Source organism: Streptococcus sp. 2021WUSS109 (assembly GCF_044427305.1).
GTDB lineage: Bacteria > Bacillota > Bacilli > Lactobacillales > Streptococcaceae > Streptococcus > Streptococcus suis.
Window position 1 is genome coordinate 18,650 of record NZ_JAOTGF010000019.1, and the last position, 24,397, is coordinate 43,046.

25 protein-coding genes are annotated in these 24,397 nt (G+C 46.2%); 22 read left to right on the forward strand and 3 right to left on the reverse strand.

Annotated elements, in window-relative coordinates:
- Positions 1-15 precede the first annotated feature (15 nt).
- The 22 genes from ODU37_RS08005 (at position 16) to ODU37_RS08110 (ending at position 23,307) form a co-directional block, all read left to right on the forward strand.
- Positions 16-891, forward strand: a complete 876-nt coding sequence (locus ODU37_RS08005) for a helix-turn-helix transcriptional regulator (RefSeq protein WP_161499130.1) — start codon at positions 16-18, stop codon at positions 889-891.
- Positions 892-1,419: 528 nt separating this feature from the next.
- Complete coding sequence (mvk, locus tag ODU37_RS08010; protein WP_398580458.1) at positions 1,420-2,355, forward strand: mevalonate kinase; 936 nt, start codon at positions 1,420-1,422, stop codon at positions 2,353-2,355.
- Positions 2,348-3,373, forward strand: a complete 1,026-nt coding sequence (mvaD, locus tag ODU37_RS08015) for a diphosphomevalonate decarboxylase (protein WP_014735398.1) — start codon at positions 2,348-2,350, stop codon at positions 3,371-3,373. Before mvk ends, mvaD begins: the two co-directional genes overlap by 8 nt.
- 1 nt (position 3,374) lies before the next feature.
- Positions 3,375-4,454: a phosphomevalonate kinase gene (locus tag ODU37_RS08020; protein WP_398580459.1), complete on the forward strand. Its 1,080-nt coding sequence runs from the start codon at positions 3,375-3,377 to the stop codon at positions 4,452-4,454.
- A 10-nt stretch (positions 4,455-4,464) separates the two neighbouring features.
- Positions 4,465-5,562, forward strand: coding sequence for a type 2 isopentenyl-diphosphate Delta-isomerase (fni, locus tag ODU37_RS08025; RefSeq protein WP_398580460.1), 1,098 nt, complete (start codon positions 4,465-4,467; stop codon positions 5,560-5,562).
- A gap of 90 nt (positions 5,563-5,652) precedes the next feature.
- Positions 5,653-5,919, forward strand: a complete 267-nt coding sequence (locus ODU37_RS08030) for an ACT domain-containing protein (protein WP_024384707.1) — start codon at positions 5,653-5,655, stop codon at positions 5,917-5,919.
- 11 nt (positions 5,920-5,930) lie between these two features.
- Positions 5,931-7,268 (forward strand): PFL family protein, encoded by a 1,338-nt coding sequence (locus ODU37_RS08035; RefSeq protein WP_105120580.1) that lies wholly within the window; start codon positions 5,931-5,933, stop codon positions 7,266-7,268.
- 74 nt (positions 7,269-7,342) lie between these two features.
- Positions 7,343-8,038 carry a histidine phosphatase family protein gene (locus tag ODU37_RS08040; RefSeq protein WP_249562490.1) on the forward strand — a complete coding sequence of 232 codons (696 nt, stop codon included), beginning with the start codon at positions 7,343-7,345 and terminating at the stop codon, positions 8,036-8,038.
- Positions 8,039-8,255: 217 nt separating this feature from the next.
- The gene (hrcA, locus tag ODU37_RS08045) at positions 8,256-9,290 is read left to right on the forward strand and encodes a heat-inducible transcriptional repressor HrcA (protein ID WP_044761805.1); all 1,035 of its coding nucleotides are present in this window, start codon (positions 8,256-8,258) and stop codon (positions 9,288-9,290) included.
- Between the two features lie 140 nt (positions 9,291-9,430).
- Positions 9,431-9,952 (forward strand): nucleotide exchange factor GrpE, encoded by a 522-nt coding sequence (gene grpE, locus ODU37_RS08050; protein ID WP_269089031.1) that lies wholly within the window; start codon positions 9,431-9,433, stop codon positions 9,950-9,952.
- Between the two features lie 221 nt (positions 9,953-10,173).
- Positions 10,174-11,997 (forward strand): molecular chaperone DnaK, encoded by a 1,824-nt coding sequence (dnaK, locus tag ODU37_RS08055; protein WP_249562491.1) that lies wholly within the window; start codon positions 10,174-10,176, stop codon positions 11,995-11,997.
- Between the two features lie 553 nt (positions 11,998-12,550).
- A complete protein-coding gene (gene dnaJ / locus ODU37_RS08060) occupies positions 12,551-13,687 on the forward strand; it encodes a molecular chaperone DnaJ (RefSeq protein WP_024400330.1) in 1,137 nt (378 codons plus the stop codon).
- Between the two features lie 126 nt (positions 13,688-13,813).
- Positions 13,814-14,641, forward strand: a complete 828-nt coding sequence (locus tag ODU37_RS08065) for a lipoate--protein ligase family protein (RefSeq protein WP_249562492.1) — start codon at positions 13,814-13,816, stop codon at positions 14,639-14,641.
- A gap of 8 nt (positions 14,642-14,649) precedes the next feature.
- A complete protein-coding gene (locus ODU37_RS08070) occupies positions 14,650-15,852 on the forward strand; it encodes an NADH-dependent flavin oxidoreductase (RefSeq protein WP_105159252.1) in 1,203 nt (400 codons plus the stop codon).
- A complete protein-coding gene (locus ODU37_RS08075) occupies positions 15,842-16,837 on the forward strand; it encodes an MsnO8 family LLM class oxidoreductase (protein ID WP_249562493.1) in 996 nt (331 codons plus the stop codon). Before ODU37_RS08070 ends, ODU37_RS08075 begins: the two co-directional genes overlap by 11 nt.
- Positions 16,834-17,166, forward strand: a complete 333-nt coding sequence (locus tag ODU37_RS08080; RefSeq protein ID WP_023369315.1) for a glycine cleavage system protein H — start codon at positions 16,834-16,836, stop codon at positions 17,164-17,166. The genes ODU37_RS08075 and ODU37_RS08080 overlap by 4 nt, the downstream gene beginning before the upstream one ends.
- Entirely contained in the window at positions 17,159-17,980 is an 822-nt protein-coding gene (locus ODU37_RS08085; protein WP_105242986.1) for a protein-ADP-ribose hydrolase, read from the forward strand. The genes ODU37_RS08080 and ODU37_RS08085 overlap by 8 nt, the downstream gene beginning before the upstream one ends.
- Complete coding sequence (locus ODU37_RS08090) at positions 17,958-18,854, forward strand: NAD-dependent deacetylase (RefSeq protein ID WP_249562494.1); 897 nt, start codon at positions 17,958-17,960, stop codon at positions 18,852-18,854. Before ODU37_RS08085 ends, ODU37_RS08090 begins: the two co-directional genes overlap by 23 nt.
- Positions 18,845-19,870 carry a lipoate--protein ligase gene (locus ODU37_RS08095; protein WP_044758296.1) on the forward strand — a complete coding sequence of 342 codons (1,026 nt, stop codon included), beginning with the start codon at positions 18,845-18,847 and terminating at the stop codon, positions 19,868-19,870. Before ODU37_RS08090 ends, ODU37_RS08095 begins: the two co-directional genes overlap by 10 nt.
- 19 nt (positions 19,871-19,889) lie before the next feature.
- Positions 19,890-21,338: an amidase gene (locus tag ODU37_RS08100; RefSeq protein WP_105159250.1), complete on the forward strand. Its 1,449-nt coding sequence runs from the start codon at positions 19,890-19,892 to the stop codon at positions 21,336-21,338.
- Positions 21,339-21,460: 122 nt separating this feature from the next.
- On the forward strand, positions 21,461-22,336 hold the full coding sequence (locus ODU37_RS08105) for a transporter substrate-binding domain-containing protein (RefSeq protein WP_105159249.1): 876 nt from the start codon (positions 21,461-21,463) through the stop codon (positions 22,334-22,336).
- Between the two features lie 299 nt (positions 22,337-22,635).
- Complete coding sequence (locus tag ODU37_RS08110) at positions 22,636-23,307, forward strand: amino acid ABC transporter permease (RefSeq protein ID WP_249562495.1); 672 nt, start codon at positions 22,636-22,638, stop codon at positions 23,305-23,307.
- A 131-nt stretch (positions 23,308-23,438) separates the two neighbouring features.
- Here the strand turns inward: ODU37_RS08110 and ODU37_RS08115 are convergent, their stop codons facing one another.
- From ODU37_RS08115 to ODU37_RS08125, 3 genes are all read right to left on the reverse strand, one after another.
- Positions 23,439-23,651 (reverse strand): helix-turn-helix transcriptional regulator, encoded by a 213-nt coding sequence (locus tag ODU37_RS08115; protein ID WP_024414391.1) that lies wholly within the window; start codon positions 23,649-23,651, stop codon positions 23,439-23,441.
- 1 nt (position 23,652) lies between these two features.
- A complete protein-coding gene (locus ODU37_RS08120; protein ID WP_105105555.1) occupies positions 23,653-24,177 on the reverse strand; it encodes a hypothetical protein in 525 nt (174 codons plus the stop codon).
- A 16-nt stretch (positions 24,178-24,193) separates the two neighbouring features.
- Positions 24,194-24,397, reverse strand: a 204-nt coding sequence (locus tag ODU37_RS08125; RefSeq protein ID WP_398580462.1) for a hypothetical protein, incomplete at its 5' end; no start/stop codon positions are given.

A 24,397-nucleotide genomic window follows, 5' to 3' on the forward strand; every position in this document is an offset into this window, starting at 1 on the left:
ATTGGAATGTGAATTGTGAAAGAAAAAATTGCTAGTCTTATTAAGCGGACGCGTTTGGAGAAAGGATTTAGTCAAAAAGAACTGTCTGAGGGTATTTGTGCTCAAGCAGTTATTAGTAAAATTGAAAAAGCTGAAGTTTCTCCATCAGTCGAATTATTTTTTAAGCTCGTCAAAAAATTAGACATCGATTCTAGTGTGATATTGGAATTGTTTCAACTAAAGAAGAGTACAGAGGAATCTATTCTTACGGATGAATTGAAATCCATTCTTTACCGAAGAGAGTATGATACATTGGAATATTTTTTGCAGTTTATTTCAAAAGATTCTGTATCTCCGATTCAAAGTCCATATATACAATACCTTAACGGGGTATTGTTATTTGGGAAATACAAAAAGTCAAATGAAGCTTTAGAGATTTTGGAAGGGTTGCTACCTACTTTGGTTGAAAACTCTAATCTATTTTTACGAGTTGGTATTGCTATTGCGGGAATATATTCGGAGTTAGAAGAGTATGTAGCATCAATGAACCAATATGAAAGTCTCATTCATCACTATCATGAGTCAAATGATTGGGAGTTGAAAGTATTATTTCAATACGGATATTCTAGAATTTTGTACCTGTATAACAACTTTGAAAAAGCCTTGGTTTACAATGCAGAATCACTAGAATTGTTAAAGAGCCGAAATACTTTATTTATGTTAGGCAATACTTTGTTAATGAGAGCCAACATATTAGCAAAACGCTCCATTATTTCAGAAGCAATTGATATGGTCAAAAAATCAATAGTTGTTTATGACTTAGAAGGCGACGAGCTCTTAAAAAATTTAGCTCAGTCATTCTTTATAGATTTATTGGAACAGGAGTCGAAAGATGAAAAAGAAATTAATTAAATTTAGTGTATTATTGCTTACATATGTGATTTTATTTGGAGATAAGATTCCACCAGTAATACTAAGTTAAAATTTGGAATCAGTTCAGATGATGATAAAACACCTAAATTCCTCAGAATGAGTTGGAATTAGGTGTTTTTGATTGGTGTAAAAAGATGAGAAGTATTAATAGTTCCGAGTTTCTAGGTTGTATTCAAATTTTTAGATACGATAATATATAAAATCGTATGAATTTTACAGTTCAGTGGACTGTAAGAGGTCTGAGCCTTGAAACTCAAAGCAAAGAGGAAATATACAGCCTCATTTTGCGACCGGCTGTTTTCGTGTTTCGGCGCATTTTGGCAGTTTGTTTAGTTTATATTCGTCCATCTTTTCACCTAAAGGTGTCCCTATCTCTAAGTCGCACGCGACAAAGAGCTAGGTATCATATAATCTCCTAGAGAACAGTCGACTGCGGTCGGCTGTTTTCGTGTGTTCTATTCTTATGTAAAAATGGTATAATAGTAGTGATTGTATAAGGAGAAAAGTATGTCAGTAGTAGGAAAAGCAAATGGAAAAATCATTTTGATGGGCGAGCATGCGGTGGTCTATGGCCAGCCTGCAATTGCTATGCCTTTTTCTGCTGTTGAAATTACCGCTCAGGTAAGGGAGCAGGGTCAGGCTTTGAGTGTGGCCTGTGACTTTTACGAAGGCTTGGTTCACAAGATGCCAAAAATCTGGGAAAGCCTCAAGCATGCCATCCGTTTCTCGCTCTATCGTATCGGAGCACCGACAGACCCAGCTATTCATATCGAGATTAGTTCCACCATTCCTGCCGAGCGTGGCATGGGCTCCAGTGCAGCCGTTGCAGTTGCAGTAGCACGCGCCCTCTTTGCCTACTATAAAAAAGAACTGACCGACAGCGAACTCTGGGACATCGTCCAGTCTTCGGAAAAAATTGCTCACGGCAATCCCTCGGGCATTGATGCGGCGACCACCAGCGGCAAGTCTCCCGTCTTTTTTATCAAGCACCAGCCCATCGAACCTTTTGAGCTGAAACTCCATGCCCATTTGGTAGTGGCTGATACAGGTGTGACGGGAAACACCTTAGAAGCCATTTCAGACGTGGCTGATTTGTTGGAGAAAAAGCCAGAGGCTATCAAGCTAGTAGAAGAACTGGGGAACTTGACCCGACAGGCCAAGGAAGATTTAGCCACAGGCCGGGCAGAGATTCTAGGTAGCAGAATGAACCAAGCTCATGCCCTCCTGCAAAAATTAGGCGTGTCTGATCCTAGCCTGGATAAGCTCGTCAGCCTTGCCCAAGAAAATGGAGCCCTCGGAGCCAAATTAACTGGTGGCGGCCGAGGAGGCTGCATGATTGCCCTGGCAAGAACAGCTCAGGATGCCCAAAAACTTGCACACATCCTTGACCAAGCAGACGCCCGCCAAACCTGGATACAGTACTTAGGAGAAACCAATGACTAAACAAACAGGCATAGCCCGTGCCCATACTAATATTGCCTTGATTAAATACTGGGGAAAACGAGATAAGGAATTATTTCTACCAATGAATTCCAGTTTATCCCTAACCCTTGACGCATTTTATACGGATACCAAGGTCGTTTTTGACCCAGAATTAACTGCCGATGAGTTCTATCTCAACGGAATGTTACAAAAAGAAAAAGAAATTTTAAAAATTTCGCGATTTTTGGATTTGTTTTGCGAATATATAGGTGAAAGGGCATTTGCCCGAGTGGAAAGTCTAAATTTTGTTCCGACTGCGGCTGGTTTGGCAAGCTCAGCATCAGCTTTCGCAGCACTTGCACTTGCAACCGCAACTGCTTTGGATTTAGATTTGTCACCAGCCACCCTATCAACCCTTGCACGTAGAGGCTCAGGCTCCAGTACCCGCAGCCTATTCGGTGGATTTGTTGAGTGGGATATGGGAACTGGTTCGGAAGATTCTATGGCTCACCCCATTGACGATGCGGATTGGGATATCGGCATGGTCGTCTTGGCGGTCAATACCGGACCGAAAAAGATTGCTAGTCGAGAGGGAATGGACCACACAGTTGCCACCTCACCATTTTACACAGCCTGGGTAGAAACCGCTAAGCAAGACTTGGTGGACATCAAGGCAGCTATTGCCAACCGTGATTTTGAAAAACTTGGTCAGATTACAGAGCACAATGGCATGAAAATGCATGCAACAACGCTCTCTGCCAATCCACCCTTTACCTATTGGTCAGCCGATAGCCTAGTGGCTCAAGAGGCAGTCCGTCAGGTTCGTGAAGCAACTGGCTTATCAGCCTACATGACCATGGATGCGGGACCAAATGTCAAGGTCCTCTGCCGAGCAAGTCAAATGGATGAGCTAGTAGCTGAATTGGCCAAAGTCTTCCCAAGAGAGAAAATCATCACCAGCAAGCCTGGTCCTGCTGCCTACGTCCTCAGTGAAGACGAGTGGCAGACCTCACAAGCAGCGTTTGAAAAGGGCTTGTAGCATGAAAGTACAAGTAAAGATACCTGGAAAACTCTTTCTAGCAGGGGAATACGCAGTTGTTGAGGCCGGTCACCCTGCGGTGATTGCGGCGGTTGACCAGTACCTGACCGTCACCATTGAAACAAGTGACCGAGGCCTTCTTCATTCCAGCCAGCAAGCAGATCTCTATCTGACCTGGGAGCGTAAGGAAAATGAGATTTTCATCCAAGATGCCCATCCCTATGCCCTGATTGAGACAGCCATGCAGGTGACAGAAGTCTATCTGACAGCCAAGGGCTATGCTTGTCATGGAACTTACAGTCTAGCGGTCCAGTCTGACCTGGATGACCAGACTTCAGGTGCCAAGTATGGTCTGGGGTCTTCAGGGGCAGTAACGGTTGCGACGGTCAAGGCCCTGTTGACCTACTACGGTCACCGACCAGATGCCCTCCTGACCTACAAGCTGGCAGCTCTGACCCAGACCAAGCTAGGCATGACGGGCTCCTTTGGGGATTTGGCTGCCTCTAGTTTCGGTGGCTTGATTGCCTATCATTCCCTGGACCGTTCTTGGCTTTTAGGGAAAATGGCAGAGCTGTCCCTGCTGGATCTGGTGGAAAGTGATTGGCAAAGTTTGTCTATCAGCCCTATCCAGTTACCTGAAGGCTTAGACCTCTTGGTTGGCTGGACAGGGTCGGCGGCTTCAACGGATAGTCTAGTTTCCCAGATGGAAGACCAAAAAAGTCAGGCTGAAAAAGAGCAAATTCATAGCCAGTTTCTAGCCGACTCCAAGACCTGTGTAGAGCAGTTGATAGTAGCTTGTCAGACAAATGACTCAGCGTCAGTAAGGCAGGCCCTTGCTCAAAACCGCAAGCTCTTACAGGATTTTGCGAGAGGAATGGGTTTGGTCATTGAAACGCTTCAACTGAGTCAACTCTGTGACCTGGCCCAGACCTATGGGGCGGTGGCCAAGTCATCTGGTGCAGGCGGTGGTGACTGCGGCATTTGCTTGGTAGACAGTAAGGAACAAAAAGTAGCGATTGAGACGGCTTGGCAACAAGCCGGCATTATTCCACTCCAACTAAAGATCACAAGTAGAGAATAAGGAGAACCCTATGTTTTATCTAGGAGAATTTGGTTTAGACCGCAAGGATCAACACGTTGGCTTGGCCAACCAGCAATATAGTGCCACACCAGCCAAGGACTTTACAGAAACCCTGTTTGTCCATCATTCCCTGCCGCAGACCAAGGTGGATGAGGTGGATATTTCGACCAGTGTGGCTGGTTTGGACTTTGCCTTTCCTTTCTTTGTCAATGCCATGACTGGCGGAAGCAAGAAGAGCCGCGAAATCAACCGCTTGTTGGGGATTATGGGGCATTTTGGCAAGATTGCCCTGGCTTCTGGTTCGGTCAGTGCGGCAATCAAGGATCCGTCTGTTGCAGAAACCTTCTCTGTTATGCGTCGGGAAAATCCTTACGGGATTATCTTTGCCAACCTAGGTGCCCATCACAGTGTTGAGAATGCCAAGCGGGCGGTGGATTTGTTGGAGGCAAATGCCATTCAGATCCATGTCAATGCCCCCCAGGAGATTGTCATGCCTGAGGGAGATCGTGATTTCACTATGTGGTTGAAGAATATTGAAACTTTGGTACGGGAGATGGAAGTGCCTGTCATTGTCAAGGAAGTTGGTTTTGGTATGAGCCGAGAAACGGTTGCCCAGCTGGCTTCTGTCGGCGTCAAGACCATCGATGTGTCTGGTACTGGGGGGACGGATTTCGCCAAGATTGAAAATGCCCGCCGTACCTTCAATGATTATGCCTATTTAGAAGGTTGGGGGCAGTCAACCGTGACTTCCTTGGTGGAAGCTATGTCTGTCCCTGAAGAAGTTCGCCCAAGCCTGATTGCATCTGGTGGTATTAAGACGCCACTAGATATTGTCAAATCATTGGCCCTCGGTGCAGACCTTGTTGGGATGTCCAATCATTTCCTCCAGTATGTCAAGGATGGTAAGGGACATCGCTTTGATGACGGCTTGCAGGCTATTAAAACCTTCCAATGGCAGATGGCTGAAATCATGACCATGCTGGGTGCAAAAAACATTGCGGAACTCCGTCAGAAAGATTTGGTCTTGGCGCCAAATGTACAAAACTGGTGTGAAGCGCGTGGGATTGACTGGAAAGCCTATGCCCGTCGGTCACAAATTGTAAAATAAATAGGTATGTTGGAGGTAGAAACTAGAGGATTTCTACCTTTTTCTGCATATTTATGATAAAATAAATGAAAATTTAGAAGAGGTATTCAGATGAAAGCTATTGTTACAGTTGTCGGAAAAGACAAGTCAGGAATTGTTGCGGGTGTTGCGACCAAGATTGCGGAATTGGGTTTGAATATTGATGATATTTCCCAGACTGTTTTAGATGAGTATTTTACCATGATGGCGGTGGTGTCATCAGATGAGAAGCAAGATTTCACGCAACTTCGTTCAGAATTGGATGCCTTTGGTCAATCCTTGAACGTGAAAATCAACATTCAAAGTGCGGCGATTTTTGATGCTATGCACAACTTGTAAGGAGAACAATCATGGACATTAGACAGGTTAGAGAAACCATTGAGATGATTGAGGAGCAGCACTTCGACATTCGGACCATTACCATGGGGATTTCCCTCTTGGACTGTATCGACTCGGACATTGATAAGGCTGCGGAGAAAGTTTACACTAAAATCGTGACCAAGGCTAAGAACTTGGTAGCGGTCGGTGATGAGATTGCGGCGGAGCTAGGAATTCCCATTGTCAACAAACGGGTGTCGGTCACGCCTATCGCTCTGATTGGTGCAGCGACGGAAGCCACGGATTATCTTCCCTTGGCTCATGCCTTGGACAAGGCGGCTCATGAGATCGGCATTGATTTTATCGGAGGTTTTTCAGCTCTGGTTCAAAAGGGCTACCAAAAAGGGGATGAAATCCTCATCAACTCTATACCGCAGGCATTGGCCCAAACGACAAAAGTCTGCTCGTCAGTCAACATCGGCTCGACCAAGACGGGCATCAATATGACTGCCGTGCGGGACATGGGGCGGATCATCAAGGAGACGGCGGAGGCTTCTGATATGGGGGCGGCTAAGCTGGTGGTCTTTGCCAATGCGGTCGAGGACAATCCTTTCATGGCGGGTGCCTTCCATGGTGTCGGTGAGGCGGATGTGGTTATCAATGTCGGTGTGTCTGGGCCTGGTGTGGTCAAGCGTGCCCTTGAAAAAGTGCGTGGCGAGAGCTTTGATGTGGTGGCTGAAACCGTCAAAAAAACGGCCTTCAAGATTACCCGTATCGGTCAGTTGGTCGGCAATATGGCCAGCGAACGCCTGGGTGTTAAGTTTGGTATCGTGGACCTGTCCCTTGCTCCGACGCCAGCTGTTGGCGACTCAGTAGCACGGGTTTTGGAGGAAATGGGCTTAGAAACCGTAGGTACGCACGGAACGACTGCTGCCTTGGCTTTGCTCAATGACGCAGTCAAAAAAGGTGGGGTCATGGCCTGCAACCAAGTCGGCGGTTTATCAGGTGCCTTTATCCCTGTGTCTGAGGACGAGGGCATGATTGCGGCGGTGCAAAATGGCTCCCTTAACCTTGAAAAATTGGAAGCTATGACGGCTATCTGTTCAGTTGGTTTAGACATGATTGCCATTCCAGAAACAACGCCTGCTGAAACGATCGCAGCTATGATTGCGGATGAGGCGGCGATTGGGGTTATCAACCAGAAAACAACTGCGGTCCGCATTATTCCGCTTGGAAAAGAAGGGGACATGATTGAATTTGGTGGACTTCTGGGAACAGCCCCTGTCATGAAGGTCAATCAGGCTTCGTCTGTGGACTTTATCAACCGTGGCGGACAGATTCCAGCACCGATTCATAGTTTTAAGAACTAAAAAACGTAGACCGATTGCCACAAGCAGTCGGTTTTTTGTTATACTATATAGTAAGAAATGACAAGGAGAATACTATGGCAGACGTAAGATTATATATTTCTCGTCACGGGAAAACCATGTTCAATACCATTGGGCGCGTGCAGGGCTGGTGTGATACACCGCTGACCAAGGCTGGTGAGGAAGGAATTCGTGAACTGGGCTTGGGGCTCAAGGATGCGGGCCTTGATTTTAAGCTGGCTGTATCCAGTGACCTGGGTCGAACCGTTCAGACCATGACCATCGCCCAGCGTGAGTTGGGAATTTTAGGAAAAATCCCATATTACCAAGACAAGCGTATCCGTGAATGGTGCTTTGGTAGTTTCGAGGGCATGTATGATGCCGAGCTTTTCCAAGGTGTCCTGCCTCGTTTGAAAGGGACAGTTGATGCGACAGGCATGTCCTTTGCGGAAATCGCAGCAGGTATCCAAGAAGCAGACACCGCTGGATGGGCGGAATCATGGGAAGTTTTGAGCAATCGTATCTTGACAGGCTTTGAGGCTATCGCCCAAGACTTGGAAAAGCAGGGCGGCGGCAATGCCCTTGTGGTCAGTCATGGTATGACCATTGCAACCCTAGCCCATCTGTTGGAGCCAGAGCGTGGAGCCAATGTCTTCCTCGATAATGGCTCAATCACCATCCTCAAATACGAAAATGGCAAGCTTTTAATTGAAGCCGTTGGCGACCTATCCTACCGCAAACGCGGAGCAGAATTGATTGCCCAAGGGAAATAAGAATCAAATCAGGGAGTTTTCTCTGATTTTTTGTTGACATCCACCATTCTAGGTCCTCAGACTGATTTTTAGCACTCTAGGTAAAAGAGTGCTAATTTTTTGGTTTTTTCTCTTGACAATCCATTTTTTCGGCGTATAATGGGAGTATAAGTGCTTAGCACTCTATAGGTTTGAGTGCTAAAAACGGCAATCAACACTGGTCATGAAAGGAGCGGAGATGATTACCCAACGTCAAAATGATATTTTGAATCTGATTGTTGAATTGTTTACGCGCCATCATGAGCCAGTTGGTTCTAAGGCCTTACAGGAGATGATTGCTTCTAGTTCGGCCACCATTCGTAATGATATGGCTAAGCTAGAGCAGTTGGGCTTGCTAGAAAAGGCTCACACGTCAAGTGGTCGGATGCCCAGTCGGGCTGGTTTTCAATACTTTGTCAACCACTCGCTTAACTTGGAACACATCAATGAAGAAGATGTTTATCAGGTGGTCAAGGCCTTCGACTTTGAAGCCTTTAAGCTGGAAGACATCTTGGAGCGGGCCAGTACAGTCCTAGCGGATTTGACAGGCTACACTTCGGTCATCTTAGATGTGGAGCCGACCAGTCAGCAGTTGACTTCCTTTGACATCGTACAACTCAGCAGCCACGATGCCTTGGCAGTCTTGACCTTGGATCAGTCCAAACCTGTCACTGTCCAGTTTGCCATTCCCAAGAACTTTTTGACCAGGGACTTGGAAGTGCTCAAACGCCTGGTGGATGAACGCTTCGTTGACCAGACGGTCTTGGCAATCCACTACAAGCTGCGGACGGAGATTCCCCAGGTGGTGCAACGTTACTTTACCACGACGGACAATGTCTTGGATCTGATGGACTATATTTTTTCCAATCTCTTCCAAGAATCAGTCTTTATTAGCGGGAAGGTCGCCTCGCTGACCTATGGCAATCTCGCCACCTATCAGCTCTTGGATAGCCCACAGCTATTAGCCCCAGAGTTGCGGCAGGGTTTGGCGCCGAACCAGCAGACCAGCATTTCTGTGGCGGAACATAGGGATCCTGCCCTGGCGGATGTGACAGTCATTCATCATCGCTTTCCAATCCCCTATCGGGGCATGGCCCAGATGAGTTTGCTTGGTCCTGTTGACATGGACTATCGTAGGCAGATGAGTTTGATTAACATTATCAGCCGCGTCCTATTTATGAAATTAACCGATTACTACCGATATTTGAGCAGTAATCATTATGAGGTAAATTAAGATGTGAGGGCGTGAAGGAAACGATTGAAAAATAGGAGATTGACGCGGTGTCATCAGACACAAGGAAATCTATCTTTTTTCTGAGTTTCTAGCTCGAACTCAATTTATTATTTGTCAAAGTAATAATAGAAAATGAAGAGGTGAACAACTTGTCAGAAGAAATCAAAAACGAAGAAATCGTAGAAGAGGTTGAAACAACAGAAGAAGTTGTCGAAGCTCCTGAAAAATCAGAATTGGACTTGGCAAATGAGCGTGCAGAGGAATTTGAAAACAAGTACCTTCGTGCCCATGCTGAAATGCAAAATATTCAACGCCGTGCCAACGAGGAACGCCAGACCATTCAGCGTTACCGTTCGCAAGACTTGGCTAAGAAAATCTTGCCGAGCTTGGATAACCTGGAACGTGCCCTTCAAGTCGAAGGTCTGACAGAAGATGTCAAAAAAGGCTTAGAAATGGTACAGGAAAGCTTGATTCAAGCCCTCAAAGAAGAAGGGGTGGAAGAAGTCGCTACAGATGTCTTTGACCCAAATCTTCACATGGCCATTCAAACAGTTCCAGCCACAGACGACTGCCCAGCAGAACACATTGCCCAAGTCTTCCAAAAAGGCTACAAGTTGCATGAACGCTTGCTGAGACCTGCTATGGTGGTGGTATCAGAGTAGTCGCTCTGCTATTTTCCAAAAAAGAAAACTTGACCGAAATGTCATGCACAGTAGTTTGCAACCAATCGCTTCGTCGCGAGGCTCCTAGCTCTTGGGCAAACTTTGTGTCGGTAACTCTAAGGTCGCTAAAGCGACAAGAGTTACTCGAAAACTATGAAAAAACCTCGTCTGCAATGACGGTAAACTATGAATGAATAAAAGAAAACTAAGAGGTAACACACATGTCTAAAATTATCGGTATTGACTTAGGTACAACAAACTCAGCAGTTGCAGTTCTTGAAGGAACTGAATCAAAAATCATCGCAAACCCAGAAGGAAACCGCACAACTCCGTCTGTTGTGTCTTTCAAAAATGGTGAAATCATCGTTGGTGATGCGGCAAAACGCCAAGCAGTAACTAACCCAGATACCATCATCTCTATCAAATCAAAAATGGGAACTTCTGAAAAAGTTTCAGCAAATGGCAAAGAATACACACCACAAGAAATCTCAGCAATGATCCTTCAATACTTGAAAGGCTATGCGGAAGAATACCTTGGTGAAAAAGTAACTAAAGCCGTTATCACTGTTCCTGCTTACTTCAACGATGCCCAACGTCAAGCAACCAAAGACGCTGGTAAAATCGCTGGTCTTGAAGTAGAACGTATCGTCAACGAACCAACTGCAGCAGCCCTTGCTTACGGTTTGGACAAGACTGACAAAGATGAGAAAATCTTGGTATTCGACCTTGGTGGTGGTACTTTCGACGTATCTATCCTTGAACTTGGTGACGGTGTCTTTGATGTACTTGCAACAGCAGGTGACAACAAGCTCGGTGGTGACGACTTTGACCAAAAGATCATCGACCACATGGTAGCAGAATTCAAGAAAGAAAATGGCATCGACTTGTCAGCTGATAAGATGGCCCTTCAACGTTTGAAAGATGCGGCTGAAAAAGCGAAGAAAGATTTGTCAGGTGTAACATCAACTCAAATCAGCTTGCCGTTCATTACTGCCGGTGCAGCTGGTCCGCTTCACTTGGAAATGACATTGACTCGTGCGAAATTTGACGAATTGACTTACGACCTTGTAGAACGTACAAAAATTCCTGTTCGTCAAGCCCTTTCAGATGCAGGCCTTAGCTTGTCAGAAATTGACGAAGTCATCCTTGTTGGTGGTTCAACTCGTATCCCAGCCGTTGTAGAAGCTGTAAAAGCTGAAACTGGTAAAGAGCCAAACAAATCTGTAAACCCTGACGAAGTAGTGGCTATGGGGGCGGCAATCCAAGGTGGTGTGATCACTGGTGATGTCAAAGACGTTGTCCTCCTTGACGTAACACCATTGTCACTTGGTATCGAAACAATGGGTGGTGTATTTACAAAACTCATCGACCGCAACACAACCATCCCAACTTCTAAATCACAAGTCTTCTCAACTGCGGCAGATAACCAGCCAGCTGTTGACATCCATGTGCTTCAAGGTGAGCGTCCAATGGCAGCAGACAACAAGACTCTTGGTCGCTTCCAATTGACTGACATCCCTGCAGCACCTCGTGGTATTCCACAAATCGAAGTTACATTTGACATCGACAAGAACGGTATCGTTTCTGTAAAAGCCAAAGACCTTGGTACGCAAAAAGAACAAACTATCGTTATCCAGTCTAACTCAGGTTTGACAGACGAAGAAATCGACCGCATGATGAAAGATGCAGAAGCAAACGCGGAAGCAGATAAGAAACGTAAGGAAGAAGTAGATCTTCGTAACGATGTGGACCAAGCCATCTTTGCGACTGAGAAAACTCTTAAAGAAACGGAAGGCAAAGGCTTCGACGCAGAACGTGACCAAGCCCAAACAGCTCTTAATGAGTTGAAAGCAGCTCAAGAAGCAAACAACTTGGACGACATGAAGGCTAAACTTGAAAACCTCAACGAAAAAGCCCAAGCCCTTGCAGTAAAACTCTACGAGCAAGCCGCAGCAGCACAACAAGCAGCCGCAGGCCAAGAAGGTGCCCAAACAGCTAACAACGCAGGCGATGATGTCGTAGACGGCGAGTTTACTGAAAAGTAATACTCTTCGAAATTCTTCACTAGGCTTTGTTAACTCTCCTCGATGAACTCTAGTTCAATCTTCGTCCAGTTGCCTAGCCTAGTCTTGAATTTCTTTGAGTATCTAGGGTTTGGAAAATCATTTTTTCCGAAGTTCTTAGCTCGAACTCAATTCTCATCTTCTCGAGAATAGAAATCATTCGTCAATAAAATTTCCAATCACAGAGGTTGCACCCCAGCCTCTGTTTTTGGGTAAATACCCTTCTAACTTTTACAGAATTGAATACGCCTACGACTCTATGAAAAAAGATAAACTTTGCCTAGATGCGAGGCATCGTCGGATAGTTTCCTATTTTTCTTTGAGTCGCTTAACGGCTTAATATCTTCATAGAAAGGAAAGTGTTCGTAATCGAACACGGGCTACTTTCAACATTTCAAAGAAAGGAATACAAGTTCGGTAATTCGAACACAGGCTAAAAACCTAGTGAAAAAGATAAACCTCCTAGTGTGTTTTACACACTGCATCAGTTTCCTATTTTCATACGGTTTTCTTAACGCCTTTTGTATCATAAACTATGAACAATACAGAATATTACGATCGTCTAGGCGTTTCTAAGAGCGCTTCTCAGGACGAGATTAAGAAGGCTTATCGGAAGCTTTCGAAGAAATACCATCCAGATATTAACAAGGATCCGGGTGCGGAGGATAAATACAAGGAGGTCCAGGAGGCTTATGAGACCTTGAGCGATCCGCAAAAACGGTCTGCCTATGACCAGTATGGTCCTGCGGGTGCCAATGGAGGCTTCGGCGGAGGAGCAGGTGGCTTTGGTGGTTTCGACGGAGCAGGTTTCGGTGGCTTTGAAGACATTTTCTCTAGCTTCTTTGGTGGCGGCGGAGCGACGCGCAATCCTAATGCACCTCGTCAAGGGGATGACTTGCAGTATGCGGTCAACTTGAAATTTGAGGAAGCGATTTTTGGTGTGGAACGTGAAGTTTCCTATAACCGTGAGGCAACTTGTCGAACCTGTACAGGTTCAGGTGCCAAACCTGGAACAAGTCCAGTAACCTGTGGGCGTTGTCATGGTTCTGGAGTGATCAATGTGGACACCCAAACTCCACTTGGAACCATGCGCCGTCAAATGACCTGTGATGTCTGTCATGGTCGCGGAAAACAAATCAAAGACCCATGTACAACCTGTCATGGAACTGGTCATGAAAAACAAGCCCATACTGTGACGGTTAAGGTGCCAGCTGGTGTGGAAACTGGTCAACGTATTCGCTTGGCAGGTCAAGGTGAAGCAGGTTTCAATGGAGGTCCATACGGAGATCTCTACGTTGTCATTCAGGTCCAACCTTCAGACAAGTTTGAACGTGAAGGGACTACTATTCACTATAAACTGAACCTCAACTTTGTCCAAGCAGCACTTGGAGATACAGTTCATGTGCCAACGGTTCACGGTGATGTAGATATGGTCATTCCTGAAGGAACCCAGACTGGTAAGACCTTCCGACTCAAAGGAAAAGGTGCCCCAAGTGTTCGTGGTGGAGCTATTGGTGATCAATATGTCACAGTAAATATCGTCACTCCGACAGGTTTGAATGACCGCCAAAAAGCAGCTCTTAAAGAATTCGCGGCAGCAGGAAATATTGATGTCAAACCCCATAAAAAAGGATTTTTTGACAAGGTAAAAGATGCCTTTGAAGATTTATAATTCTAAGATGAGACTGGAAACTCCAGTCTCCTTTCTTTTTCAGAAAAAACGCAGAAGCATTTTCACTCTCCCATACAAATAGTTTGTGATAAAATAAGTTTAATAAAGGAAAGAGAACGCTTACGGATGAAATCTTGGGTTGAGAATGTAGCCATAAAAAAATACGAAGATCGGTCTGGTTTGACAGGATTGAAACAGGGGCCATTGGTGTGGACCGAGGTCTTTTTGCGCGAGGTCAATCGTCAGTCCAATACAGGGATTTTACATTTTTGGCCCATGGACCAAACGGTTATTCTGGGGATGATGGACAGTCAGGTTGCCCAGTTGGACAAGGGCTTAGCCAGTATTGGTCAGGCGGGCTACAGTCCTATCATTCGGAGTTTGGGCGGTTTGGCAGTCGTTGCGGATGAAGGGATATTAAATGTCACTCTGATTTTGCCTAATCCTTCTGGTCATAAAGTCGATTTGCGGGAGTCTTATCAGGTTATGGTGGATTTGATTGCTCAGGCGCTTTCGGATTTTCCCTTCGAAGTGGTCAGTGGTGAGGTGGCAACTTCCTACTGTCCTGGGACCTACGACCTCAGTATCTCTGGTCGGAAGTTTGCTGGATTGGCTCAGCGGATTTACCAAGAGGCTATTGCCATTTCTGCCTATATCAGTGTGTCAGGCAATCAAGTCAAACGAGGGCAAGCGGTGGCTGATTTTTATGCAGCAAGTTTTGCCCCGCAAGAAGTATCGAACCGATTTCCACAGGTGGATCCGGATTCGATGGCCAATCTGTCAGACTTGGTTGGTCAGGATGTGACGGTGGAGGATATGAAAACACGAATTGAGCGTGTCTTGATTGAAAATGGAGCTTTTCTGACCACCTTTTATCCCTCGTCGGACAACATGGCTGATTTTATGACCTTGGGAAAGACCATCAAGCAGTCTATGGAAAAATATGGTATCTAGGAGGAAATATGGAAACCTATCAAGCATTATTTGAAGCTCTGCCATTGCACCAATCCGTCCTAGCCAATCGTTTTGTCCTGTCGCCCATGGTGACCAACTCCTCCACAGCGGATGGCTTGGTGACCCAGGATGATTTGGACTATGCGGAGCGGCGGGCGGATGCGGCTCCACTGCAAATCACAGGGGCGGCCTATGTGGACCCCAAGGGGCAATTGTTCGAGTTTGGCTTTAGTGTGGCCAAGGATGAGGATGTTGATGGTTTGCGAAAACTGGCCCAGGTTATGCAGTCCAAGGGGGCAAAGGCAATCTTGCAGCTGACCCATGCTGGTCGTTTTTCCAGCCACACCCTTCAGCGGGACAAGCTGGTCTATGGTCCCAGTCCCATGAAACTCCATGCTCCCTTTCCCCATGAGGTCAAGGAGTTGACCATAGCAGAGCTGGAAGAGCTAGTTGAGGCCTATGGGCAGGCGACGCGGCGAGCTATTGAGGCGGGTTTTGCAGGAGTAGAGATTTCTTCTGCCCAGCGTTTGCTGATTCAGACCTTCTTTTCGACTTTTTCCAATCAGCGTCAGGATCGCTATGGCTGTCAAAACTTGGAAAATCGTTCCCGTTTTGGTTTAGAAGTCTTGCGGAAGGTTCAGGAAGTGATTGACCAGTTGGCGCCAGCTGACTTTATCCTTGGATTTCGGGCAACGCCTGAAGAAACAAGAGGAGCCAGTATCGGCTATTCTATCGAGGAATTTTTACAGTTCATGGACATGGCTTTGGAGGTTGCAGGGATTGACTATCTAGCCATCGCTTCATGGGGGCATGATGTCTTTCGCAATCAGGTTCGAGGAGCTGGGCGTCATCAGGGGCGCTTGGTCAATCAGGTGGTTCACGATGCCTTAAAGGATAGGCTGGTGGTTATGGCGACAGGGGGTATCAATTCGGCGGAGAAGGCTATTGAGGCCTTGGAGCATTCGGATATGGTTGGTCTGTCAACACCTTTTATCACCGATCCTGAGTTTGTCCACAAGATCGCGGCCGGCAAGCCAGAAGACATCCAACTGCGGATCAAGCCAGAAGATCTGTCCAAGCTGGCTATTCCCCAGGCTTCTTTCAAGGATATTGTTCCCTTGATGGACTATGGGGAGTCGTTGCCTAGGGAGTCTCGGGAGGTTTTCCGTAGCTTAGAAAAACACTACGAGGAGGAAAGGTATGAAGATTAGTCTCTTGGACTATGGGCTTTTGGATGAGGGTCGGACCTATCAGGAGGCCTGGCAGGATAATTTGGCGCTGGTGCATGCGGCGGATCGCTTGGGCTACCATCGGTTTTGGTTGGCGGAGCACCACAATGTCCATGCCCTGACCATCGGCAGTCCCGAGGTCGTGATTCCTTACTTGGCCAGTCAGACTCAGCGGATCCATCTGGGTTCGGGCGGCATCATGGGCTTGCATTATTCGCCTTATAAAATAGCAGAGCTGGCAGCCAGTTTGGAAACTCTTTTTCCAGGTCGGGTGGACATCGGCTTGGGAAATTCTACTGGCACGGCTCTGGTTAAAGAGCACATGCGTAGCCAGTTTCAACCCAGTCAATTTGACCAATGGGTCCAGCAGTTCACAGGTTATCTGACAGGAAAAGATGAATCCATTAGTCTGTCGCCCAAGCTGGCAAGCTACCCAGAAATCTTCACCTTGGGGATGGGTGGGCAGTCCATGGCCTTGTCTGCTAAGGAGGGCTTGGGCTATGTCTTTGGTAGCTTCCCTTACATTCCCCATGATCCTGTGGAAACAGCTGGAAAATTGGCTCAGGATTACCGCAGGGACTTTCAGCCGTCAGACGTCATGGCGCAACCGCATTTTGCCCTGGCCCTCTTTGTCGTGATTGCGGAAACCAGTCAGGAAGCAGAAGACTTAGCAAAATCGCTAGATATTTGGATGTTGGGCAAGCAAGATTTTAATGAGTTTACCCATTTTCCAAGCCTAGCCACCTATCAGGTCTATGATCTGACGGAGCAGGATAGGGAAAGAATTGCCCAGCACCGCAGTCGGATGATTATCGGCAATCCAGCAGAAGTCAAGGAGCAACTTGAAAGACTGGTTGCAGCTTGTCAGCCAGATGAACTCCTCTTTATACCCTTGGTTTCAGGGATTGATAACCGCTTGAAAGCCATCGAATTACTAACACAAATTGTAGAAAGTGAGACACTATGAAAAAAATTGCCAACTACCTCTGGGTAGAAAAAGAAGATGCTATTTACACTATTCGTATGACAGCAGAGTTACAGGATGATGTTGGGACACTTGGTTTTGTTATTTTTTCCGACAAGGAAGTCTTGGAGGTTAATGATGAGATTCTCAATCTAGAAGCCTCAAAAACGGTTATGGCAATCCTGACCCCTATTGCAGGTCGGGTGGTAGAGCGCAATACGGCTGCTCTGGAACAACCAACCCTGCTCAATTCGGAAAAACCAGAAGAAAACTGGTTGATTCGCTTGACCGATGTGTCTGAAGAAGCCTTTTTAGCGCTTGAAGATGCTTAAGGAAGAGATGCTGGACTTGCTGAGGTCTATGATTGCTATCTTGCAGGCTGAGAAGAATGATTCGCAGTCGGCGGAGCTTGAATTGGCTAGTCTTGAAGAGGCTTTTCCGATTTGGAGAGGTTTGGTCAATCAACGACCGGCGGGACCGATTGGGGCGGATTATCTGGCAGCGGAGGAGGCCTTTCTAGCCGCCTATCATGAGGAAAATATGCAGGATGTGTCAGTCTGTCAGCCGACGAGCAACCCTCAGATTTTTCTCTATCCAGGAGATTTGTGTCATTTGCAGGTTGATGCAGTGGTCAACGCTGCCAATAGTCAGATGCTGGGCTGTTTTATCCCTAACCACGCCTGTTTGGACAATGCCCTCCATACCTTTGCTGGTTTGGAGTTACGCCAGTTTTGTGCCAAGAAAATGGAAGAACAAGGTCTTCCAGCAGCAGTTGGCAAGGTCATGGTGACACCTGGTTTTCACCTGCCAGCTGGTTTGGTGTTTCATACGGTGGGGCCCTTTATCTCAGAAGGCAAGCCAGTTTCGGCTATTCGGAGGGGACTCTTGGAGCGGTGCTACCTGTCCTGTTTAGAGGAGGCCAAGGCGCGTGGTCTTAAAGCAATGGCCTTTCCAGCTCTATCAACAGGGGAATTTGGCTATCCTAAGGACCAGGCGGCAGAAGTGGCAGTTCGTACTGTCTGCAAGTGGCTGGCGGAAACAGCTTATCCCCTAAAGGTCATTTTTTCGACCTATACGGTGGAAGACCAGGGCTACTATACAGCCTTATTAGGAGAAAAGGAGGATGTCCATGTGGCAGACGCTTAAACAAGAAGAAAAAACTCGGGCGGAGCTGCTTGCTGGCTTGCTGGCTGAAGCTGATGCGGTGGTGGTGGGCATTGGAGCAGGCATGTCTGCGGCGGATGGCTTTACCTACATCGGTCCTCGTTTCGAAGTTGCCTTTCCAGATTTCATCTCCAAGTACGGCTTTTTGGATATGTTGCAGGCCAGCCTCTTTGACTTTGAAAGCACGGAGGAATACTGGGCCTTTCAGAGTCGCTTTGTCGCTCTCAATTACCTAGACCAGCCTGTCGGTGCTTCCTATATCCATTTGCGGGAGATTTTAGAAACCAAGCCCTACCATATCATTACCACCAATGCAGACAATGCCTTTTGGGTGGCCAACTATGATAAAGATAAGATTTTCCACATTCAAGGGGAATATGGGCTTTGGCAATGCAGTCGCCATTGCCATGACCAGACCTATCGAGATGATGCCCTCATTCGTCGGATGATAGCAGAGCAGGAGGATATGAAGATTCCCTATGACCTGATTCCGCGTTGTCCAGTCTGTGATGCTCCTTTCGAGATTAACAAACGCAATGCTGAAAAGGGAATGGTCGAATCGCCGGATTTCTTTGCCCAAAAAGCCCGCTACGATACCTTTTTAGAAGACCATCAAACAGGTAAGGTCCTCTATCTGGAAATCGGGATTGGCTTTACCACGCCTCAGTTTATCAAGACCCCTTTCCAGACACGGGTCCAGCAAAATCCTCAGGCCCTCTATGTCTGTCTCAATCAAAAACACTACCGCCTGCCCTTGCCTATCAGGGAACGGAGTTTGACTCTGGCAGAAGACAGTGCCCAATTATTAAAAGAAACCCATAGGATTTATTTTAAAGGAGATACCCCATGTACCTAATCGAACCAATCCGCAACGGTCAATATGTCAGCGATGGAGCAGTTGCTCTAGCTATGCAGGTCTATGTTCAACAAAATGTCTTCTTGGATGACGACATTCTCTTCCCTTACTATTGTGACCCCAAGGTAGAAATCGGCAAGTTCCAAAATGCCTTGGTTGAAATCAATGAAGACTATCTCAAAGAGAACAATATTCTCTTAGTTCGTCGAGATACGGGTGGCGGTGCCATCTATGTGGACAAGGGTTCTGTCAATGTCTGCTACTTGATTCAAGATAACGGCATTTTCGGAGATTTCAAACGTGCTTACCAGCCTGCCATCAAGGCCCTGCATGAGCTAGGAGCTGTTGAGGTAGAGCAAACAGGCCGTAATGACCTGGTGATTGAAGGGAAAAAGGTGTCAGGTGCAGCCATGACCATCAGCAACAACCGTGTCTATGGTGGTTACTCTCTCCTTTTGGACATTGACGAAGAAGCTATGTCCAAGGTCCTCAATCCCAACAAGAAAAAGATTGAATCAAAAGGCATAAAGTCTGTCAAAAGCCGTGTGGGTACCATCCGTCCTTACTTGGCAGAAGAATACCAGTCTGTCACAACAGAGGAATTTAAGAACCTCATCACATGCAAGTTATTGGATATTGAGTCCATCGACCAGGCAAAACGCTATATCTTGACTGAGGAAGACTGGGCAGCCATTGACAAGTTGGTGGCAGACAAGTACAAGAACTGGGAATGGAACTACGGCAATTCGCCACAGTATAGCTACCACCGTGATGGTCGTTTTGCTGGGGGAACTGTGGATATTCACCTCGAAGTCGAAAAAGGCCGCATTGCCAAATGCCGTATTTACGGAGATTTCTTTGCCAAGGGCAATATTGACAAAGTCGAAAACAAGCTAATCGGCACACGCTTGCTCGAAGAAGACCTCCAAGCAGCCTTGGCGGATTTGGACATGGCACATTATTTTGGTAAGATTAGTGCGGAAGAGTTAGTTGGCCTGATGCTGAGCGAAGGATAAGATAGAAATAGAGGTCCCTATGGAATGGAAAGATGCGACAGCCATGGCTCAGGCTGTCAATCAAAAACAGGTTTCTGTCAAGAAGTTGGTGCAAGAATCCATTGACAGGATTGAAAAGCTCAATCCCGCCCTCAATGCGGTTGTCAGCAAGCAATATGAAGAAGCCTTGAAAGAAGCGGAGAAAGAAGACTACCTGGGCAAGCCATTTGCAGGAGTTCCTTTCTTGCTGAAGGATCTGGGGCAAAATGAAAAGGGGCAGCCATCTTCTGCAGGCTCTCGCCTGCTTGCTGGTCGGCCAGCAGGCCATACCGATACCTATGTTCAACGATTGAAGGACTTGGGCTTCATCATTGTCGGTCGGACCAACACGCCAGAATTCGGCTTCAAAAATATCTCAGATGCCAGCCTGCATGGTCCTGTCAATCTTCCCTTGGACCCCAGTCGCAATGCTGGTGGATCAAGTGGCGGAGCAGCCGCAGCACTGGCTTCAGGCATGGTTTCTATTGCTGCGGCATCAGATGGTGGTGGGTCTATTCGTATCCCAGCCTCTTTCAATGGCTTGATCGGGCTCAAAACCAGTCGTGGTCGGATTCCAGTTGGACCTAAGTCTTATCGTGGCTGGCAGGGGGCGTCTGTCAATTTTGCCCTGACCAAGTCTGTCCGTGATACCCAGCGTCTGCTCTACCATTTCCAGGACTATCAGCTGGAAGCCCCCTTTCCCCTTGCCAAGCTGAGCGAAGAGGAGGTGTTTGGAAAATTGTCTCGCCCCCTTAAAATCGCCTACTATAGCAAGTCGCCAGTAGGGAGCAAGGTCAGTCCTGAAGCGGTAGAAGCGGTTCAAAAAGCCTGTCATCACTTGGCTGCCTTAGGGCATGAGCTGGTGGAGTTGTCAGAATATCCTCTGGATGGAGTGGCCCTGATGAAGTCCTTCTACCTGATGAACAGCGTGGACACAGCCCAGATGTTTGACGACATCGAAGCAGCTTTTGGGCGCCAGATAACCTTGGAAGACATGGAAGTCATGTCCTGGGCTATTTACCAAAGCGGGCAAACCATTCCAGCCAAATTGCACTCCAAGGCCCTCTTGGACTGGGACCAGTTTGGAGCCAGCATGGCGCGTTTCCATGAGGATTACGACTTGCTCCTGACACCGACAGTGGCTGATGTAGCGCCCAAGCATGGGCAATTTGACCTGCCAGCAGATTTGCTGGACCGCCTCAAGCACACCCAGAACTATTCCATGGAAGAGCAGCAGGATCTGATCTGGCAAATGTTTGAGGACAGCCTAGCCCTAACCCCCTTTACGCAGCAGGCCAATATTTGTGGTCAGCCAGCCATTTCTCTGCCAACTTATGTGCGGGCTGATGGCTTACCAATCGGCATCCAATTGACAGCAGCCAAGGGACGAGAGGATTTACTCTTGCAGTTGGCAGACCAAATGGAGGCAGCAGGTTTACTCAACTTGTAAGGGAATTCATTTTTCAGTTCAATTATTTGCCAAAACGTTTTCAAAATGTTAACCTGTAAAAGTTGGTGGGTTAACACCGAAAAAGTAAAAAGGAAGCTATTGCTTCCAAAGGAGATTGTTTTATGTTGAAAAAAGTTTTGGCCTCAGCTCTCTTGGTTTCTACTTTGACCTTGGCAGCATGTTCTAGCTCAAGTTCTAATACTAGCAGTTCTTCTGCTGAACAGACTCAATGGGAAAAAGTACAAGAAGCAGGTGTCTTGAAGGTTGCAACACCAGGGACCCTTTTCCCAACTTCTTACTACAACGATGCTAAAGAATTGGTCGGTTATGAAATTGACATGATCAATGAAATTGGTAAACGTTTGAAATTGGAAATCGAATACCAAGAAATCGGTGTGGCAGAAGCCTTTACAGCTGTGGACAGTGGAAAAGTCGATATTTCTGTTAACAACTTTGACATGACGGAAGCACGTAAGGAAAAGTATAACTTCTCTATCCCTTACAAATATTCAGTTGGCGGCTACATCGTTCGTGAAAATGGTTCATCAGGAATCGAAGCAGCTGACTTGAGTGACTGGACTGGTAAAAAAGCTGGTGGTGGCGCAGGTACTCAGTATATGAAAATTGCTGAAAAGCAAGGTGCAGAGCCAGTTATCTATGACAACGTAACCAACGATGTCTATTTGCGTGATGTATCAACAGGTCGTACAGACTTCATTCCAAACGACTACTACACACAAGTCATGGCCATCAAATGGGCAAATGCTAACTTCCCAGACATCAAGGTAAAAATGGGTGATGCAAAATACAATCCAACTGAACAAGGCATTGTCATGAGCAAGGCTGACACAAGCTTGAAAGAAAAAATTGACGAGGCTCTTGAAGCAATGAAAGCTGACGGAACTTTGAAGGCAATTTCTGAGAAATACTATGCAGGACAAGATTTGACAATCCCTGTTGAAAATGCTGATAAATTGCCGGTTATCGAAGTTGAATAAGAATTAGTAACAAATTATAGTCTTTTAGTTTACTTTTAGTACTCGCTCCAACTATCTGGGAGATAGTTGGAGGTTGCAAATAAAGCGAACAAAGTTCGCATCAACTGCCGCAGGCATATCTCAATGCTTTCTTGTTTCTTGGCATTGACTTGAAACAGTCCCCCAGACTGTTTCAATCAGGCAAGGTGAGTTAGCGAAGTAATAAAAGAAAAACTAAATGACGATAAATGCATCTTGTATAGACTTTGTCAGTCCCAGACTGGCAAGGTCTATCTGGTTTTTAGGAAAGAGGAGAAGATATGGATATTAACTGGCAGGCAGTTTTTAATGCAGATATTGCAAGAGAGGCTATTCCACAGATTTTGGAGGGACTTCCCTACACTCTATCCCTATCCCTAATTGGTTTTGCCTTGGGGACTTTCTGTGGATTTTTTGTAGCCCTCATGCGGATGTCTAAGTTTGGACCCTTGCGTTGGTTGGCTATAGCCCATATTTCTCTCATGCGTGGCATTCCCCTCATGGTTCTTCTTTTCTTCATCTATTTTGGTCTGCCCTTTATGGGCTTGCAGTTAGATGCCATAACAGCCTCTATCATCGCCTTTACCTCCATGTCCAGTGCCTACATTTCTGAAATTATTCGTGCATCTCTTTCAGCCATTGATAAGGGGCAATGGGAAGCGGCGCGTTCCCTGGGTTTGCGGACCAATGTGATTTACCAAAAAATCATCATTCCCCAAGCCTTTCGCATTGCCCTTCCACCCCTTAGCAACATCCTCTTAGACATGGTCAAAAGTACCTCTCTGACAGCTATGATTACTGTACCAGAGATTTTCAATAAGGCAAAAATAGTCGGCGGAGCCAAGTCGGACTACATGACAGTTTACATCTGTGTTGCCCTTATTTATTGGGTTATCTGTACCCTTTATGCATTTGGTCAATTACAACTAGAAAAACACTTAGCGACTTATTAAAAAGAGGTTGGATTAGTCTTTTGATTAAAATTTTAACAATCAAAAATAGCTTAGAATTAACGTCTCGAATGGCGCGGTTCTAAGCTGTTTTTTTATATTAAAGCCTTTTTGCTTCATCTCTTTTTATGTATCTACCCCTCACTCACATATTCCAAAATATCTCCTGGTTGGCAGTCTAGGATTCGGCAGATGCTCATCAGGGTATTAAAACGAATGCCTTTGGCCTTGCCTGTTTTGAGAATAGACAGGTTGGCCTCGGTAATGCCGACTTGCTCGGCCAGGTCCTTGGAAGTCATCTGTCGGTCTTTGAGGACCTTGTCTAAGTTTACGCGAATCATTTCCATATCAGATAAACTCGCTGTTCTCGGTTTCAAGTTGTTGCCCCTTTTGTACTAAGGTCCAGACAAAATAAGTCAGGAAGATAAAGAGAGCATTGAGGATAAAATCTGACCAACGCAGATTGAGGAAGTTGTTTGGTCCAGCAGCATTTGTCAGGGCAATCAAGCTGGTTAGGCAAAATTGCCCAGCAGTTAGGACGAGCAAACTGATGAAGAGTTTCTGATACAGTTTCAGACTCGCTGAAGCGAAATAATCTTCTTCCAGAAATATCTTACATAGCTTTTGAATCAAGTAGGCAATGTGGCTGAGTGCCGTCAAGACGATTAAGATCAATCCACTTGTTAAAAGGATGAGCCAGATACCAATCTGGTCAATGGGTTTGTTAAAGGTGTATTCCCAAGAGCCTATCACAAATGAGTCGCCTCTGAAACCAACCAGGCTGAAGAAAATATAGCCTGCAATCAACAAATAGAAGAAATAGCGAACACAGCCAGCTAATAATCCTGCTGTTTTGAGTAGATTTGTTTTCATTGCAAACCTCCGATTATTATTGTTTTATGATAATATTTTCTTCGAAATTATTATAAAACAATAATTTATGAAATGCAAGCGTTTTTTGAGAATAATCAAAACCACCAGTCGAACTGGTGGTTTGTTCTGCGGCTATAAGCCGCTTGTTCCGGCCAGGGCCAAAGGCCCACTGAAATAGCTTCCTCGCGCACCACTTTCCCGAGCAGGTGCTAAAGCACCA